The following is a 16,433-nucleotide window of genomic DNA, read 5'->3' on the forward strand; positions in this document are numbered from 1 at the left end:
AATCACTATGGCTAATCACTATGGCTTTTTATTTTTTAACGACATGTCTATTTTTAAATATATTAAAAAAGCAAAGTGAGTCGGCCATTTTAATGATTATCATTGAAATGCTGCTTATTCAAATGCTGTTTTTCAATTAACAATTGTAGATTGCATAGTAATTGAAAAAGTAATTGAAAAATTTCTGAATGACCAACACGAAGTGCTATAATTACAGAAAAAAGAGGTAAAATTATGTCAAATTCAAATAACTTCATCCGTACAGATTCCAAATGCTCATCATGTGGTTGGTGGCTATATAAATCATACCCAAGCTCACGAAATTCATTTTGTATCAATCGTAACTGTTCGAAAAATCAGCTCCGCCATTATAAATAGAAAACCCATTAACTATTATCATTGATGTGTTGTTTATCCAAATGCTGTTTTGCAATTAACAATTCTAAGTGAGTGCTGAGTTGATCAATCTGATATTGAGCATCGAAGACAAAAACCATTTCAGATATTTCCTCCGTTTTATGCTTCAAAAAATCAATGAGACTTAAATCAACACTAATCATTTTTTTTAAAGCACAATCTAACTGAGTTAATTCATCATTTGAAAAGTTTACTGGATGTTCTAATAAATTTGGCTCATAAAAGGCTCGTAAATGTTCTGGAATTGGTACCAAATCATCAATCTCAACATCTTCATTCTTATCGTCATTTTGTGTCATCTCACTTAACCTCCAGTTTAGTTGTCAACCTTTGTAAAACACTGTCTAAATTGTGATTGTGCTGCTCTACACTCCATTTAATATCTTTTAACATATCAACTTCAAAGCACTTAGCCTGAGTCGTTTCTAAGACGTCCTGCATTAATGTTGTTGCGTCAGCTAGTTCATCATGCAGAGACTGTAAATGATTTAATTCTTCACTTGTTAAATATACAGGCGACCAAAGAATATCACCTGTCATCACTGGAACCAACTCATCTAAATTAATTGACGGATCAACCAATGCTGCATCAAACATTGGATCATCAAAAGGTGTTAAAGCTTCTTTATTCATAATACACACTCCTTATTTTATAAATCGTTAGTTTGTACGACATATTCATAGCAATAAAAGCACACAAATGCATAGCACCGTTAAAAAATCATCAAACCTCACTTCATTACTATCCGCCATATGAAGCCTCACCTTCAAATATTTTCTACATTATTTATTTTTTAATGACGACTGATTAACTACTTCTGTTTTTATATTTCATATACACACCTTTCCTTTTTCTAGTATGTATGCTAAGCCCGTAGGCTTAACATGTGTTTGTATGAACACATCATTTATTAATGTGATACTTACCTTACAAGAGGTACCTTTTAAACCACTATTGCAAAAACCACTTAATTTAGTGGTGTCTGTTATAATTGGCGTGCAGAGGATTCATATACACCTTTTGACACAATTTCAAAACACTTGCAAAAACAAATTGTGACAAGGAGGTGTATGCTAATGGATCATAAATTTCAAAGTTTGAAAGAAGCCTTTACTGACCCCGATTTTATCGAGGATCTTGTAACGAGTTTTATCAAAGTAATGATTTTACAATTCATTGTAAATGGATTGTTGAGCCTTTAGTTCTAAACGTCCTCTGTGAACCACTATTTCAGTGTCCAACTGATTTAGTGGTTTTTTGTTATACTTGACCTGCAAGGGACTCCTAAACACACCGACTTTTATAACGTCAACTATAAAATGAATTAATTGTTGTTAAAGGAGGTGAAACTATGAAGCATTTACTAGCTGTAACATTTAAAAATCCCATTTTATGGATTTTTCTCGCTTTTATAATTATTGGCTATATGATCAGCGTATTTAGTCAAAATCAATATATGCGTTAGTAATCAGTTCAAGCGCATACTCTAAAATTAACGTCCCTTGTAAACCACTATTTCAGCGTTCAGTTGATTTAGTGGTTTTTTCTTATATTTGACTTGCAAAGGACCCATATACACCGTTTAACACAATTTCACGCAAAATCCAAAAATAAATTATCACAAGGAGGTGTATGCGATATGGATCATGAATATCAAAGTTTGAAAGAAGTCTTTACTCCCCTAATTTTATCGCGGACCTTGTAAAATCATGTTTAAAAGTGTTTTAGTCTGCAATACCAAAGAAATGCTTCACAGATTCGTACAATTGCGTCATTCGGTTTGTCGTCCCCGTGTTAGGTGCTTTTTGATTGTAGGTTGGTTTTTCTGGTTGTGGAGTCTCTTTAGGAGCTGGATTTGACTTACCAGGTGTCTTTGTCACTTTAATATCAACCTCATTTGAAGGCGTATCATGCCCATTTTGAGTTTTTGAAGCCACATTTTTAATCACATAACTGCCATCTGATTGCTTATAAGCGGAAAGGTCTTGCTTTTCGTCAATATGTGCACCAATACGCATCTGTAATTTATGACCGCGGTACTGTGCAACCTTTTTCTCATGCAATGCTGACGAAATACGACCAGTATGTGCAAAATCATCAGTGATATCCTTATTTTTATCGGTTTGATCCACAATTTGAACACCATCAAAAGCTAATGCCTTTTCCAAAGGATCATTTAAACTAAAGGATTTAATCAATTGCCCTTGTTCATCAATGGCATCAACGGTCGTATTCAGAGTATAACCAAATTTATCACCTATTTTGACTGTATGAACCGCAACGGCATCAGACTTGCTTGTTGATTTAGCAGTTGTCGCAGCTGTTTTGGTTGCCGTTGATGACTTAGCTTGCTCTGTTACACCAGATTTAGAAGTTTTTGCAGGCGTATTTTTAGCATCAACAGTCTGATTTGCATCACTGGAAGTTGCTTGACTAGCTGCTTTGTTGGATTGATTCGTAACTTGAGAATCAAGCTTAACCTTATGCAACTTCCAATCACTAATATTACCAACATATGCCTTATCTACGGGAGTGATTTTACCCTTTGGCGTTACAACTACCGTGTTTCCAGGTACTTTCTCACCGTTGACCAACAAATAAACCGTATTCGGAAAGACGAGTTTACCGTCCTGCTCATACTTTGCTAAATCAGCTTCAGATTTAATTTCAAATTCAGGCATGACAAAGACGGTCTTTCCAACGTATTTCGTGGCATCTTTCGCTGTCCAAGTAGCTCCAAGCCCCTTTTTATCTTCAAACTTGAAATCATTGGTAATATCCTGTCCCTTGGCGTCTGTCAACTTAATTTTGCTAGTCTTATAGCCAAAGGCATCCACATACGGATCAACAATTTGTGCTGTCTTAAGAGGATTGCCCTTGGCATCGGTTGCTGGAATTTTAGCAGATAAACCATAAGAAAGCGTATCGCCTAACTTGACGTCCTTCGATGTGGTAATATTGCCGTTCTGGTCTAAGCGTGACTTAATGGGTTTAGGCATTTCTGCTGGTTCTAAAATAACCTTTGTCTTCGTAAACTCGCCCTTTGGTGCTGGTAGTGATGGATCAATGGTTGTACTCAAAGTCGCCCAAACCCCGACACCGTCTTTATTGTCAGCACGCGTTGTATGGAAACGAATTTTTGTATCTTCTTTGGTATTATCCAAATTCAAAGCCGTGGCGCCGTAAATACGTTTTGGGCTTGTTGCATTATCCCAGTCTGCGATTGAAGACGGAATAATACCATCTTTAACAGTTTGTGCGTTACCTTGATTCGTTTCATCGGCGTATGCATCATTCGCATGATTACGAATACTTGAGCCTTGTAATTGCGTGATGGTCCCACCTGACTTCAATTGTACAGATTCAACGTGGAATGCTTTGCCCTTCTTGGTATATTTTGCGGCACTGTTGGTTGAACTATATCGCCCATTTAGCGAGCCAGCCGTGGCGTAGGCCGATTTATCAGAAAGTTTGATTTCCTGACCATCTGGACCATAGAAATGTGGAACAATTGTAACCCCTTCCGTTGCGTTATACCAAATCGTGTCCGTTGGATCATTAAAGGCATAAAAACGAGGCTTCTCACTCGTATGATTCGTATTATTCTTTTCCAAATCTTGGAAATCATAAACAATTTTGGTAATCTTTTTACCCGCATATGATGCGTCAAGATTGGTATAAGACACTGTCGCAAGGTGTCCGTTAACCGCAGTTAGACCACTCGCCTTTTTCGCAATCTCATACGCAGAGGTACTCTTAATTGCTTTTGTAGATGAGCTGATCACATTTTTAAACTCACTTTGCTTAATCTGTTTAGTGGTAACCGCAGAACTAACATTTGAAAGGGTTGCTTTTGCATTGGGTGATTTCTTAATTAACAATTGTTGGTTAATATCACCTGGCTTAGTTCCCTCAAGGCCAGTGCTGGTTCCTGCCCACTTATCATAAGCTAATGAATCAGCATTCAATTTAACCAATTGTTTCTTAGCATCAGCTTCAGCGTCTTTTAAGGCTTGATCTCGTTCAGCGGCCGTTTTAACTTTGACGGTTTTTTCTTTGACATCGATGTGCATGCCTTTTTTCTGCTGTGTTGCGATTTTTGCATCAGCTTCCTTGTAGTCTGGAGATGATGTGAGCGCTACCTTTTGTGCGGTCGCTTGCTTTGGATCAGAGATTCCGTCATCCGCGTGAGCCACGAACGTCAAAACGGGTGTGATTGTTCCTGCTGTTGCGAGTAATAACATTGGATATGATTTCATTTGATTCATATGCCGTTTCATTTTACGTTGCTCTGTAGCCATATTTATTTACCTACACTTCCTTATAATTGTGTCACCTGGACACATGTTAACCGATTCTTAAATTGGCACAATGCCCCATTGATAGATGGCACCGTTGTATTCGAAATTTTGATGTGGTTGTACACCCACGCGATTTGTCGTACGACCTGTATTGAGTGATTGCATCAGTGTGGCCAACGCTTCAGTCGCATACAAATTAAAACCACTTGCCGCTTCCGCGGGGTCTAACTCTAAATGAATTCCCCCATTTACAATGGAGCGATCGAGTTGAATATCTTTCAATACTTCAAATTCAGTCTCCGTTTTTCGATTACTAATTTGCGCTAAGAAAAAGACTAATTCTGTATTAGAGTGCCAATCTTGTGTGTATGGCACAACGAAACGACCAGATAGGTCTACAGGAAGTTCATTCATCAAAGCGACAGGTGCAATCGGATCCTGATTATAGATTAAAAATTTTCGTGAAATCATGACATGCTCCTTTTTTTGATAGTGTGAACTAAGCCACTTGAGGGAAAATAGCCTTAACAGATGTTGGGGCATCTTTAAATGCTTGTGTATCAACCAAAGCCCCACTTACAACAATCCGTTTATCTGGGTGACGGTTAATCGTCCCATAAATGGGTTCGTCACAGGTCACTAAGGTAACCTTAGTTGCAGTATCGCCATAGACGGCATTTTGGTAAGCCTTTGGATTTGACTTAACATCAATAACTTGCCGTTTTGTTAGCCGATAAGTGTAAATCTTAGTCCCATCAGTTTCATAAAACTTAGGTTGCTTTGAAACATCGATTTTTTGTAGTGGACTAAAGCCTAAAACGTAATCTCCCGTCGTAGGCGTTCCACCAAAACTGTGCCGCGCTAATTGATTATTGCCCTCACCTAATTTGAAGTTAGCTGACAAGGTACCCGTTCCAGTCGCTAAAACTTTATCACTTGCCCCAACAAAAATTGGGCTTCCAGAAATGGGTGCTTTTAACCCAGGTTGTTTATTTGTTCCCGCATATCCAATCTGTGATAGGGTTCCCTTACTCTGTTGAAATGTTTTTAATTGCTTCGCAGTTGGAATACCACTATTATCATTTCCATAGCTATATTGACCATTTGGATCAGGCTGCGTCACTAACTTTTTTGGGTTTAGTTTTTTGTTAAGTTGTGCTTGTTCGCTCAATTTAGCTTCTTGAGCCGTGTGACTCGCCTCATAAACGGAATAACCAAAATAGCCCCCTAAACCAAGCGCAAGCAAAGCTCCTAGTACGAGCAACTTGCCCCACCAATGGGACCAAAACTTATTTAATGCCATAATTAACTTCCTTTCTGTAAGTCTGTGGCAAACAACATCTGTGTTCTCCTATCAATCATTAACTGTTGAATGAAGGATTGCGCACCTTGATTGGCATAAAAAACCTCCTAAATAAAAAAGACCTAGCTTATTTAAGTTAGGTCGACCAACGATTCAATTTTTTGTGTTGTTTGATTTGCATTTAAAACTTGTATTTATGCATTTTTGAATACAAAACAACCTTCATTTTTATAATCATTCAATGGTGTATAGAAATTACCACTCTATGAGAAACATATGATAGGTACCAATCTTTGTTAATGCCATTTTTCTTCTGCTTTGGCGCTTGCCGAATCTTCCACAGTCTTAAAAAGAAGTGTGAATTCGGGAAACATTGAATGCACAGCCATTTTTCCAACCCGACCATAGATATCTCTAAAAAGCGTTTCACCTTTAATAAACTTTGAAAACCATTCCACATTTTCAGCCGATGGCTCAATGCCAACGTAATCAAGAATTTTTGTTGTTTCACTAGGTTCATTAAATGCGAAAACCACCCCAACTTGTCCGTGATCATTCTCACCACTTAAGTCGTCGATTGATTGTGTCGCATAGACCAATGCATTATTAAATGATCGCCCAACTCGCTTTATTGATTTCAAAATTGCTCGTCCAGTTGATGAGGTTTGGAAAATCCAAGCTTCATCAATAATTTCAAAAGTGTATTCATCTGGATTTTCACGGCCAAACTTATCCGCGAATTTACCTAGGGCAAACATGGTTGCTAACGAGGTTTTTTGGACATCTGTATAAGTGGATGGATCAACATCTTCATTTGGTAGATCAAGACCGGCCACTTCTAAGATATTAATACGCGTATTAAAACTAACCGAATCATTATGACCATCTGAAAAACTTAAACGTAGGATACCACCTGTCACACGTTTACGAATTGCTTGTGCTAATTCTTTATAATCAGTTCGCTGCGCCTCAGATTCCATGACATCTAGGACTGTCAACATACCAACTCGTTCCCCTGCCCATTTACGACGAATGGTCATTTTAATTGCCTGTTCAAGTTCCGCTTTAGCTAACGGATCCCGAATTTCAAAAATTTGATTAAACATGGCGACTGCGACATCATAGGCTGGATCAGTATCTGGTTCCATTGATTCATTACGATTCCCAATGCCAGCTAAGAAAACAATCGGATCAAGCGACCCCCAATTTTCTCTATTTGCTTGGTCAAGCGTCGTGAAATGAAACTGACTAATTAATTTAATGAGTTCTGGATATTTTTCTTTAAAACCAGGGTCACTCGTTGCTCGATTAAACCAACGTTTCACTTCTTGTTTTGGATCAACATAAAGGAGTTTGGCGTTCATCATGGAAAGATACATCATGATCAATTTCACTAAGAATGATTTGCCTCGACCTGTTTGTCCAGTGACGGTTATATGTGGACTATCTGTGACAGAACCTGTTACGCCTTGATTTGTGACAAGTGGATTAAAAAAAACTAAATCCTTTGAAGAATAAATGCTCTTTTTAATCGACTGACTTTGTCTCGTACTCGAAACACGCCCAATCACAAAGCCAGTATGATTGCCTAATTGATGGGAAATACCAAACAGATTTTGCGCAAGCCCATCTTGACTTGAATATTGAAGCCATCGCTGTTCACCTTCTAAAGAATAGCCAGGTAATAGTCGATAAAATAAATCAACTTGTTGCGCGCTTGCTTGACTGAGTTCAACTTTACGTTGCGCCATCGTTTTTCTAAAAGAAGCCACGCGTTTTCGCAATTCGTCTAAGTCATCCGCATAAATCACAAAAACCCCTAACCACCGAAAATACTCATTGCCTCGATCTAAACCATTTCGCATTTGATTTAACAGAAATCGGGCTGTTTTACGTTTGTCTGAATTATCTAGTTGTCCAGATTGATAGGCATCTTTATCCTCAGAAACCATTTCCTTACCAAGCGCACCAAGGCGACTTTTAAGATTTTTTCCAAATCCTGACTTCTTTTCAGTGATAACTTTCATATGAAATTCTACTGGAAATTTTTTCATTTGAGCCTGTTCAAAAAAATGACTATTGGTCAAATCTGTAGGCGTACTTGAAATGGGTAGAAAAGCCACATAGCCTTCACCCTCTTTGTTTTTCAAATAAAGCGCCCCTTTATGTGATGCATTAAGCGAACCATCTAATAAGTTTTCAAGATAATGGTCTTGACTTTCATCGAGAACAGAATGTTTAATGCCACGTAAAAAATTATAACGAATGAAGTAAGCCAAATCGTCTTCCGTAAAAGCTTCACCACCAACACTTGATAAACTATTTTCAACTTCTTCTGCTACATCTTGATAGGTCTCAAAGAATTTATCATCAACAACCACATCATAACCTAGTTGAGGAGCTAATGTTTGTACAAAATCATCTAGAACACCAGAGACAGAAGAACGTAAAGTATGATCATAGCGTGCTGATTTAAGTTTAATCCCTATAACATAATAACTTTCGGTCGTTGTTCCAAACTCGTGATTTAATAATTTAATTTGCTTGCGAGCATAATGTTCTGCAACATCACGAACATCGTCCGCAAAGTCATTTGATAAAGACGTTTCACCAAAGAAACGTTCCTCTAAATCTAATTCTCGTGGAACCAAGGTCAATTCAAATTCCCCATACCCAGCAAGTTCTTTAAACAGAAATGCCAGTTTTTGTTTACGTTCCTCCTTTTGTTTTAAATCATGATTTGCGATACTTTGACTCTTAATTCGATAATAGCCCCAAACATCACCAGTTGTCGTGAGTAATAAGTTATCTTTAATGGCCTTAATCGGACTTTTTAACACTGTTTTCAAAAATAGCACCCACTTTCTTTTTTCTTTTGCAATAACATTTAGTAATGTGTAAGCAAAAAGCCCAGCCAGGGCTTGACCCCCATAAAAGCTAAACTTTTAAGCTGGACCCATGTATTATCATTGGTTTAATTCAACGTAAACATCACCATTTTCGATTAAGTCACCACTATCCAATAATGTCTGACCAACTTTCTCCCAGTCAATATAAAAACTATTATCACCAGGTAAATAGGAAATAAAATCTAGATCAGATAAACCAGTCTGTGCAGCATAAGTTAATCCTAATCCTGCAGGATTAGATTCATGGATAATATTGATTTCATTTAGTTGATTCTCGTCAATCGACTCCCAACCATCTAATTCACCATCGATAATGTTTTGAATTTGTCGATTGGTCAGTTGTCCAAGAACACTGTTTTCCAATGCCTCTACAAAACGATTAAGTGCTTCGAAATTAGTCATACTTCCTTTAATCCTAAAAGGGAGTTGACTTTCAATGATTTCAAAATGTGTTTCATTGGTCCAATCTGCAATCTGAGAAGCATTAAATGGATAATGAAATTGATAAATCTGACCACTTTGATTTCGAAGAACTAATTTTGTCGTGTTTGTCGTAAAACTCATTTAATCACGACCTCCCCTTCTGTATAATAAACCGCTTGATCATGCGCTAATGTTCGTTTCGGCCACACGTATTTCACATAGTATTTACCATATTGCCAAACATATTGATGAAATTTCAATCCATCTGGATTTGTCCCATCGTAAAGTTTGTATATCCCAATTGGTGGTATAAACAAGGAGCCTAGGATGTATTGACTGTTAATATGGTAAACAACCCATGATAATGGTAGGGAGACAAAAAGTATCGAAAAAAAGATGATCATTGCGGTTTCGACTGATATTGCATACGAAATGCCACCATATTTTTTAGCAGTTGTCCCTCGTATAGTATAACTATGCCGATAAAGCGGTTGATAATTGTACGTATCTTGCATATTATGCCCCCATTAGCCGAAAATCTTTTGGAAAATGGTAGAAATTGCCCGCAAGACCATCGGTCCTTGTGATATTAGTAACCAAGCACCGCCACCAAATAAAGCGACCATAATCAATTCCTTAAAATCACGGCGTAAAAAAGCAAGTACCGTCAAAAAAACAATCCCAATTATCAAAAGAGCCGTTCCTTGTTGTGACACCCACTGTTGTAATCCCGTTAAATCCATAGAAAATTCCTCCTCTCTGTTGTTAGTGATCAAACTTCAAAACAAAATAAGTGTTATCTTGCTTTCGTAACGTTAAATCGAATTGTTCAGAATGTACGACCCCTGTATCAACTTGTTCGAGTAAAATTGTACCTGAAATACGAGGTTTGTTAGCATTTCCAGAAACGTGGGTTTCCTCAATGCTTTTAACTCGATACTCACCACTTAGGCCAACTGGATCAGCCATAATAAAACTCATTTCATTATTTGAAGATGAAACGTACTTGTCAAAGAATTTAGTCGTAAACTTGGTGACCTGATTTATCGCTGTATTACTTAATGTAGTTGAGGCTTTACCATTTCGAACCAAAGCCTCAGAAACATGTCCCTTACTCGATCGTTCTGGCGATACAAACGGATAAGCAATGACAGTAAAGTAATTATTCTTGGCTTGATAAGGAACATTAACATAGGTTGTTTTACCAACCCAAGTTTCTTTGATTTTTGGTTTCTTCTCTTTTTTAGTACCTGATTTATGATCTTTATTTTTTTCAGGTTTAACCAATTCTTCCTTTGTTTTGATGCGATATTTCACACGCATTTGTGCAATTTTGACATCATCTTGCACATAAATAGATACTAAATCAGCTGACGTTAAGTCTTGTTGCTTCCAATTATCACTGTCTGAGAGTTTTGAGACATCCATATCTTTTGCAAAATAGGGTTTCAACGAATTTTGCCAATTTGTAAACTCTTGACTGTTCCCTGAATGTGACATGTACTGATTTATAAAAGCACCCATATACCCGCCCAAAGCAGGATTATAAGCTAAGGAGCCAGTTTGAGCTTTATCTAATTTAGCGGCAAACGCTTTGAGCTCTTTGCGGAGTTCTTTGTTTTGATGGGACACGGATTTAACATTTGCAAACGCAAGTGGCCCACTTATGACCAAACCACCAATCAAAAGCAACAACAGCCAACGCGATGTACGACGAGAAATTTGATGTTTTACATGTGGTAAACGCTGTTTCTTGATTTTAGGTTTTCGTTTGAATTGAAATTTTTTGATAAGTCGACTCCTTTCAAATTAATTCTGAAAACACCGCCCTAATTTTATTTTTCTGGGCACAAAAAAAGCCCCCTTAACATAAAAGTAAGGGGGGGTTGCTTGACATAAAAAACTCAAACTCATCATCGCGAAAAAAGACAGCGTTGAACGATGATGAATTTGAGCTAAAATGAATCACGATCTATGCCTGCAATGGAGAGCCTTTTTATTAAGTTTATTCATAGGATCACATTACAGACACAATTAAGGGAAGTTCAATAACCTACCATTAGGAAATAGGCTACTGAACATCTCAAAATTATACACTAACAAAACTGAATGTCAAGAACTAACTAGTTTAGCTGACAGACTCGCTTAATTAAGTTATACTAAACGATGTGTGTTGGCGGATTAATTACCCGATCAACACTGGCATGTTTGGAGGAACACACATATAGTAACACACCCCTTACATCTATAAACAAAAAACAAAGGGAGGTGGTGCTTATGTGTATTACTTCCAGGAAGGAACTAAACATGGAATTTCTGCCGGCAATGATGATTGCCTTCGGAGCCATGGTTAGCGCGATTTTAAGCGCGCTAGGTGAGTTTTTGATTAACTCAGCAATCGCTAAGTCAATCAAAAACAAAAACGCTAACCTTAAATAGTTAGCGTTTTAATAGTCCTAGTGTTCCAAAAAACATGTCGGCCAGTGGATATTCCAAGTATCCGCTGGCTTTTTCATCTATACCTACATTTTACAGCAAATCGGCTCATTGTCAACTAGAACGGCTCACACATTGTAAAACAAACCATCATGTCAATATTAACCGATTACTGGCTTCCCTTAGCGATGTTAGCTTTTGGTGGCATTGTCAGTTTGGGACTCAAACTAGCAGGCAAATATCTCATCTACAAAGCCTTAAAAGATCAAGAAAAACAGCAACATTAAAATCTGTTACTGCATCTGACTGTAAAAACGAGTATACTTAAAAGCATGTGTTGACGGATTAATTACCCGATCAACACTGGCATGTTTGGAGGAACACGCATATGGCTTCACCCACTCTCATTTACTAAGAAAAACAAAAGTGAGGTGGTGCTTATGGGTGTTACTTCAAGGAAGGAACTGGTCATGGAATACCTACCAGCAATGATGATTGCTTTTGGGACCATGGTTAGCGCGATTTTAAGCGCACTAGGTAAGTTTTTGGTTAGCTCAGCAGTCGCTAAGTCAATCAAAAACAAAAACGCTAACAAAAAATAGTTAGCGTTTAAATTAAACTAGTGTTCCGAAAAACATGTCGGCCAATGGGTGTATGCGCACCTATTGGCTTTTTCATTTACTATACTTTAATTTTACATCAAATCGGCTCACTGTCAACTAGAAAGGACTTAACATTATGAAACAAACCATCATGTCAATATTAACCGACTATTGGATTCCCTTAGCGATGTTAGCTTTTGGCGGCATTGTCAGTTTGGGACTCAAACTAGCGGGCAAATATCTCATCTACAAAGCCTTAAAAGATCAAGAAAAACAGCAACATTAAAATCTGTTACTGCATCTGACTGTAAAAACGAGTATACTTAAAAGCATGTGTTGACGGATTAATTACCCGATCAACACTGGCATGTTTGGAGGAACGCACCATATAGTGCCACCCCTTTACAATTTACAAACAAAAAACAAAAGGAGGTGGTGCGTATGCGTGTTACTTCCAGAAAGGAACTAAACATGGAACTCCTACCGGCACTTATGATTGCCTTTGGGGCCATGGTTAGCGCGATTTTAAGCGCGCTAGGTCAGTTTTTGGTTAACTCAGCAATCGCTAAGTCAATCAAAAATAAAAACGCTAACCATAAGTAGTTAGCGTTAAAGACTCTAGCGTTCCAAAAAACATGTCGGCCAACGGGTATTCACAGTACCTGTTGGCTTTTCATTTACATCTATTATTCTACACGGTTTTCATTACCTGTCAACTTTCTCAAAACAAGTAACTAACTGAATGTAAAATCAGGTATAATTGAAATATGTGTTATCTGGTTTGATCACCAGGTAGCACTGGCATGTTTGGAGGAACGCACCATATAGTGCCCCCCCTTTACATTTACAAACAAAAAACAAAAGGAGGTGGTGCGTATGCGTGTTACTTCCAGAAAGGAACTAAACATGGAACTCCTACCGGCACTTATGATTGCCTTTGGAGCCATGGTTAGCGCGATTTTAAGCGCGCTAGGTGAGTTTTTGGTTAACTCGGCAGTTGCTAAGTCAATCAAAAACAAAAACGCTAACCGAAAATAGTTAGCGTTTAATCAACTAGCGTTCCAAAAAACATGTCGGCCAATGGGTGTCCCATCACCTGTTGGCTTTTTCATTTACAATTATTATTTTACACGTAAATCGAAAAGTGTCAACTACTTAACAAAACGCTTGATACTAGCAACAGTATCTTCAGTAGCACTTGAAACATTTTGAGCATTCTTAACAATACCCGATGCTTGTGAAATGAAACGTAGATTATTACGCAGACGCTTTAAATCGTCCGCAAAAACCTTTTCTAGTTGCGGATCTTCCTCAATCAAGGCTTTGACTTCATTGACCCCCGCATAAAGCGTGTCTTTATCGAGATTTTTCATACTTGCCGTAATTTGTTCGGCATGTTCTTGTGAAGCTTGAAGTGCTTTAATTGCACGTTGTATATTTGCATTTTCAGCCATAGGTAACTTTCTCCATTTTTCTTATTTTAGAATGTTATAGCAACTAAATTTTGAACCCCACCCATGTGTTTTCAGACCCGATAGTTCAATTTATCTATAATCATTACGCAACAAGAATGTAAAGGCAATCAATTTAAATCATCAACCATGCCAACTAATGAACTTATTTCATTTTCTGTAGATTAGCATTCGCAAATGGAACAAAAACGGGATTGTTTTCTGAATCATTAACGCCAGTATACCGTTCAACAATGAATACGTTACCTCCCTGTTCATCGCTGTCTTCCCACAGTTCACCTTCAACTAGTAAGTCAACTGATCCATCAGGTGAGAACATAATTTTGTCAAATTCCACGTACTCGTCGACGCGTATATCCCAAACTCTAAAAACAGAAATTTTCATACTTACTTACCTCCATCATTTCCAAATGTAACCAGCCATGCACAATTCCATGCACAATTGATTCTTCATTCATTTATTCAGCTACTTCATAAAACAACCGCCTTCCTTGTCATGTAAAAATTACGTTCGAAAATGTCTGTTTTAATGTGCTTCCTCGAATGTTCTCGCAATTTTATTCTGATTTTCAATTTCATCAATGATGGCCTGATAGTATTTTTCCTGCCTAGGAGATAACTCAGCTTCATCCACATACTCTGAAACCAAGTCTTTCCCAAACTTATCCGTCATATCCAGCCCTTGAACCATCTTAATAAATTTAAGCGTTGGGGCAACTGAGCGTTTAATCCAAGCCAAAGAGCGGTCAATACTAATTTCTTCTGGTAACGTTTCAAATTTGATGACTTTAGACTTAAAAACAAAGTAATGCCATGGTTCCCAGACCTCACGGTCATTGAATTCTAACTTAATCGGGTTACCGTCTTCATCTAAAGGTAATGCGTCATAAAATGTGATGTATCGATTAAAATACCCATACACCATCGGAACCAGTTGGTCTTTTAAAAGCCAGTCATTAATTAATTGTGTAGCCTTGCGTGTATCCGCAATTTGTAATTCATAACGATTAATGATCCCGAGATCATAATTTGATGTACCAAGTTTAGTCGCGATTTCCTTGTCCTTTTCATAGAAACGAAAAAAGACATTGCCTCGTTTACCAAACTCTAAAGTCCAACCCGAATATTGATTACCATGAATAATAGGCTGGGTTCTAAAACGTGTTTTAACATCACCGTTTTGCGCTTTTTCAATCAAAGTCGCAATATCAAACCACCCACAGTAATCGTTGATGGCCAAGTCAATACGTGTTACAACACCGTTGTACTTGTAGACCGTATCATACAAAAACGTTTTCCAATCTGTATTTTGCTGGTCCAAAATGAATTCGAAAGACCGACACCCATGACCAGAAATTTGAAGTAAGGCCCCTTTTTCATCAGGTTCAGTTCGACTGAACACACGAATAAAATTAAATCCCGAATAATTCAAGGATTCACGATACAACATACCCGAATTTCCGCCACCAACCGCAAAATCATCAATATTCATTTTCATGACCAACATAACCACATCACGAGCTGACAAATGTTCAAAGCTAATTCGTAAATAATCAATCGCAATGGCCATCGTTCCGTTGTAATTGATGAATGCTTTTTGCACACGATCTTGAACTTCTTCGGGCATCTCACGTTTACCGTTCTCATAATTACGATAAGCGGATTGACTAACCATTAAATAAGCTGCCATCTCCCTGATTGACCATTTTTTTGCTAAACGGCAATTTTTTAATTGCTCACTAGTGACCATCAAATGTACCATCTGTAATAACGGAACTACCAACTACAGCCTTTCTACGTATTTTTTCACGATAACTGTGCCATACTTGTATGACGATAGCTTGTTCTTCAAACCCTTTCGGGTTCATTTGTTCAAAATTAACAGTTGGATAGATTGATGAAGCATCATAACTAATTGATTCAACGCACATATCATCTAGTAGCTTGGGAATGTGGCTAGGTAACGTCCAGGGATTCGCGAAAAAGGTTTCTTCTAAACCAGCTTCATTAAGCAGTGTAAAAACAAACGCATCATTTTTAACATTCACCAATAGATGATCAATCCCAAAGTATTTGTAGGTTTTAATTACTGACATCGCATTCCCTCCTTGAATCTGTTCAATTTTAAATCGAAAACAAGTGTGCACAAAACACAATTCGTGCTCACTTTATAAAAGGGGCTTCAGGACCGCTGTGATAACGTTGCCTGCCCTTTTTCCTTACATTTTAAGGCCCCCTATTAGGTAAACGGGGCCTCGGCAGATTAAGCGAGTTGACCTAAGTCCACTACCGCAAGAACAGCCAGGTTCCAGTTAACTATTTAAAGAGCCTATAAGCTATTCCATGAGTGTTCGGGGTGGCAGAGCCACCCCCTCACACCGTTCCCGATCGGTCACATATCATGTCATTCGCAAACAGGCTCTAAAAATAGTTTTCCCTACACCTAACTGTTTGAACGGTAAGGTCAACTAAGCTTCATCTGCACCGTGAGGTGCTTGTCTATCTACCGTTACCTCAAGTTTTTTCCCTAATTCATCAAAATAGCGCTTAGCTTTAAACTCTTTAGGAA

Annotated in this window: 20 protein-coding genes; 7 read left to right on the top strand and 13 right to left on the bottom strand. The window is 37.9% G+C overall.

All coding sequences use genetic code 11. From position 1 onward, the window contains the following. Positions 1-386 precede the first annotated feature (386 nt). Both D3P96_RS08090 and D3P96_RS08095 read right to left on the bottom strand, forming a co-directional pair. The gene (locus tag D3P96_RS08090) at positions 387-716 is read right to left on the bottom strand and encodes a hypothetical protein (protein ID WP_124943846.1); all 330 of its coding nucleotides are present in this window, start codon (positions 714-716) and stop codon (positions 387-389) included. A 1-nt stretch (position 717) separates the two neighbouring features. Further along, complete coding sequence (locus D3P96_RS08095) at positions 718-1,050, bottom strand: hypothetical protein (RefSeq protein WP_124943847.1); 333 nt, start codon at positions 1,048-1,050, stop codon at positions 718-720. Between the two features lie 444 nt (positions 1,051-1,494). Here D3P96_RS08095 and D3P96_RS08480 point away from each other — a divergent pair, with 444 nt between their 5' ends. After that, positions 1,495-1,620 carry a hypothetical protein gene (locus tag D3P96_RS08480; protein WP_280524496.1) on the top strand — a complete coding sequence of 42 codons (126 nt, stop codon included), beginning with the start codon at positions 1,495-1,497 and terminating at the stop codon, positions 1,618-1,620. A 522-nt stretch (positions 1,621-2,142) separates the two neighbouring features. On the opposite strand, the gene D3P96_RS08100 is transcribed toward D3P96_RS08480, so the two are convergent. The 7 genes from D3P96_RS08100 to D3P96_RS08135 all read right to left on the bottom strand — a co-directional run bounded on the left by D3P96_RS08100 (position 2,143) and on the right by D3P96_RS08135 (position 11,049). Next, positions 2,143-4,686: an isopeptide-forming domain-containing fimbrial protein gene (locus D3P96_RS08100; protein WP_185696136.1), complete on the bottom strand. Its 2,544-nt coding sequence runs from the start codon at positions 4,684-4,686 to the stop codon at positions 2,143-2,145. A gap of 90 nt (positions 4,687-4,776) precedes the next feature. Then, the gene (locus D3P96_RS08105; RefSeq protein ID WP_124943849.1) at positions 4,777-5,190 is read right to left on the bottom strand and encodes a hypothetical protein; all 414 of its coding nucleotides are present in this window, start codon (positions 5,188-5,190) and stop codon (positions 4,777-4,779) included. A gap of 28 nt (positions 5,191-5,218) precedes the next feature. Then, a complete protein-coding gene (locus tag D3P96_RS08110) occupies positions 5,219-6,022 on the bottom strand; it encodes a class A sortase (protein ID WP_124943850.1) in 804 nt (267 codons plus the stop codon). Positions 6,023-6,318: 296 nt separating this feature from the next. After that, entirely contained in the window at positions 6,319-8,862 is a 2,544-nt protein-coding gene (locus tag D3P96_RS08115) for an ATP-binding protein (RefSeq protein ID WP_244919086.1), read from the bottom strand. A gap of 126 nt (positions 8,863-8,988) precedes the next feature. After that, complete coding sequence (locus tag D3P96_RS08120) at positions 8,989-9,495, bottom strand: hypothetical protein (protein ID WP_124943852.1); 507 nt, start codon at positions 9,493-9,495, stop codon at positions 8,989-8,991. Positions 9,496-9,881: 386 nt separating this feature from the next. Then, entirely contained in the window at positions 9,882-10,097 is a 216-nt protein-coding gene (locus tag D3P96_RS08130) for a TcpD family membrane protein (RefSeq protein ID WP_124943854.1), read from the bottom strand. A gap of 22 nt (positions 10,098-10,119) precedes the next feature. Continuing rightward, positions 10,120-11,049 carry a conjugal transfer protein gene (locus tag D3P96_RS08135; protein ID WP_185696137.1) on the bottom strand — a complete coding sequence of 310 codons (930 nt, stop codon included), beginning with the start codon at positions 11,047-11,049 and terminating at the stop codon, positions 10,120-10,122. A 612-nt stretch (positions 11,050-11,661) separates the two neighbouring features. On the opposite strand from D3P96_RS08135, the gene D3P96_RS08485 reads away from it, so the two are divergent. The 6 genes from D3P96_RS08485 to D3P96_RS08410 all read left to right on the top strand — a co-directional run bounded on the left by D3P96_RS08485 (position 11,662) and on the right by D3P96_RS08410 (position 13,430). Continuing rightward, on the top strand, positions 11,662-11,793 hold the full coding sequence (locus D3P96_RS08485; RefSeq protein WP_280524497.1) for a hypothetical protein: 132 nt from the start codon (positions 11,662-11,664) through the stop codon (positions 11,791-11,793). 149 nt (positions 11,794-11,942) lie between these two features. Further along, complete coding sequence (locus D3P96_RS08490; protein WP_280524498.1) at positions 11,943-12,077, top strand: hypothetical protein; 135 nt, start codon at positions 11,943-11,945, stop codon at positions 12,075-12,077. 153 nt (positions 12,078-12,230) lie between these two features. After that, positions 12,231-12,392 carry a hypothetical protein gene (locus D3P96_RS08420; protein WP_221621571.1) on the top strand — a complete coding sequence of 54 codons (162 nt, stop codon included), beginning with the start codon at positions 12,231-12,233 and terminating at the stop codon, positions 12,390-12,392. A gap of 151 nt (positions 12,393-12,543) precedes the next feature. Then, entirely contained in the window at positions 12,544-12,678 is a 135-nt protein-coding gene (locus tag D3P96_RS08495; RefSeq protein ID WP_280524499.1) for a hypothetical protein, read from the top strand. A gap of 155 nt (positions 12,679-12,833) precedes the next feature. Continuing rightward, entirely contained in the window at positions 12,834-12,995 is a 162-nt protein-coding gene (locus D3P96_RS08405; protein ID WP_185696138.1) for a hypothetical protein, read from the top strand. A gap of 273 nt (positions 12,996-13,268) precedes the next feature. Continuing rightward, positions 13,269-13,430, top strand: a complete 162-nt coding sequence (locus D3P96_RS08410) for a hypothetical protein (protein WP_185696139.1) — start codon at positions 13,269-13,271, stop codon at positions 13,428-13,430. A 113-nt stretch (positions 13,431-13,543) separates the two neighbouring features. Here the strand turns inward: D3P96_RS08410 and D3P96_RS08140 are convergent, their stop codons facing one another. From D3P96_RS08140 to D3P96_RS08155, 4 genes are all read right to left on the bottom strand, one after another. Further along, positions 13,544-13,846, bottom strand: a complete 303-nt coding sequence (locus D3P96_RS08140) for a hypothetical protein (protein WP_124943856.1) — start codon at positions 13,844-13,846, stop codon at positions 13,544-13,546. A 163-nt stretch (positions 13,847-14,009) separates the two neighbouring features. Beyond that, positions 14,010-14,201 carry a hypothetical protein gene (locus D3P96_RS08145; protein ID WP_148091224.1) on the bottom strand — a complete coding sequence of 64 codons (192 nt, stop codon included), beginning with the start codon at positions 14,199-14,201 and terminating at the stop codon, positions 14,010-14,012. 189 nt (positions 14,202-14,390) lie between these two features. Continuing rightward, positions 14,391-15,626 carry a replication initiation factor domain-containing protein gene (locus D3P96_RS08150; RefSeq protein WP_148091225.1) on the bottom strand — a complete coding sequence of 412 codons (1,236 nt, stop codon included), beginning with the start codon at positions 15,624-15,626 and terminating at the stop codon, positions 14,391-14,393. Continuing rightward, a complete protein-coding gene (locus D3P96_RS08155) occupies positions 15,604-15,960 on the bottom strand; it encodes a hypothetical protein (RefSeq protein ID WP_124943859.1) in 357 nt (118 codons plus the stop codon). The genes D3P96_RS08150 and D3P96_RS08155 overlap by 23 nt, the downstream gene beginning before the upstream one ends. Positions 15,961-16,433 lie beyond the last annotated feature (473 nt).

It is taken from the genome of Weissella viridescens (assembly GCF_003862435.1).
Taxonomy (GTDB): Bacteria; Bacillota; Bacilli; order Lactobacillales; family Lactobacillaceae; genus Weissella; species Weissella viridescens_A.

Excerpts from the sequence above, each read along its gene's own strand:
- D3P96_RS08155 (WP_124943859.1), bottom strand. The coding sequence starts at position 15,960 with ATGTCAGTAATTAAAACCTACAAATACTTTGGGATTGATCATCTATTG.
- D3P96_RS08095 (WP_124943847.1), bottom strand. The coding sequence starts at position 1,050 with ATGAATAAAGAAGCTTTAACACCTTTTGATGATCCAATGTTTGATGCA.
- D3P96_RS08100 (WP_185696136.1), bottom strand. The coding sequence starts at position 4,686 with ATGAATCAAATGAAATCATATCCAATGTTATTACTCGCAACAGCAGGA.
- D3P96_RS08485 (WP_280524497.1), top strand. The coding sequence starts at position 11,662 with ATGGAATTTCTGCCGGCAATGATGATTGCCTTCGGAGCCATGGTTAGC.
- D3P96_RS08405 (WP_185696138.1), top strand. The coding sequence starts at position 12,834 with ATGCGTGTTACTTCCAGAAAGGAACTAAACATGGAACTCCTACCGGCA.
- D3P96_RS08490 (WP_280524498.1), top strand. The coding sequence starts at position 11,943 with ATGTCAATATTAACCGATTACTGGCTTCCCTTAGCGATGTTAGCTTTT.
- D3P96_RS08480 (WP_280524496.1), top strand. The coding sequence starts at position 1,495 with ATGGATCATAAATTTCAAAGTTTGAAAGAAGCCTTTACTGACCCCGAT.
- D3P96_RS08090 (WP_124943846.1), bottom strand. The coding sequence starts at position 716 with ATGACACAAAATGACGATAAGAATGAAGATGTTGAGATTGATGATTTG.
- D3P96_RS08130 (WP_124943854.1), bottom strand. The coding sequence starts at position 10,097 with ATGGATTTAACGGGATTACAACAGTGGGTGTCACAACAAGGAACGGCT.
- D3P96_RS08110 (WP_124943850.1), bottom strand. The coding sequence starts at position 6,022 with ATGGCATTAAATAAGTTTTGGTCCCATTGGTGGGGCAAGTTGCTCGTA.
- D3P96_RS08410 (WP_185696139.1), top strand. The coding sequence starts at position 13,269 with ATGCGTGTTACTTCCAGAAAGGAACTAAACATGGAACTCCTACCGGCA.
- D3P96_RS08105 (WP_124943849.1), bottom strand. The coding sequence starts at position 5,190 with ATGATTTCACGAAAATTTTTAATCTATAATCAGGATCCGATTGCACCT.
- D3P96_RS08420 (WP_221621571.1), top strand. The coding sequence starts at position 12,231 with ATGGGTGTTACTTCAAGGAAGGAACTGGTCATGGAATACCTACCAGCA.
- D3P96_RS08120 (WP_124943852.1), bottom strand. The coding sequence starts at position 9,495 with ATGAGTTTTACGACAAACACGACAAAATTAGTTCTTCGAAATCAAAGT.
- D3P96_RS08495 (WP_280524499.1), top strand. The coding sequence starts at position 12,544 with ATGTCAATATTAACCGACTATTGGATTCCCTTAGCGATGTTAGCTTTT.
- D3P96_RS08140 (WP_124943856.1), bottom strand. The coding sequence starts at position 13,846 with ATGGCTGAAAATGCAAATATACAACGTGCAATTAAAGCACTTCAAGCT.
- D3P96_RS08150 (WP_148091225.1), bottom strand. The coding sequence starts at position 15,626 with ATGGTACATTTGATGGTCACTAGTGAGCAATTAAAAAATTGCCGTTTA.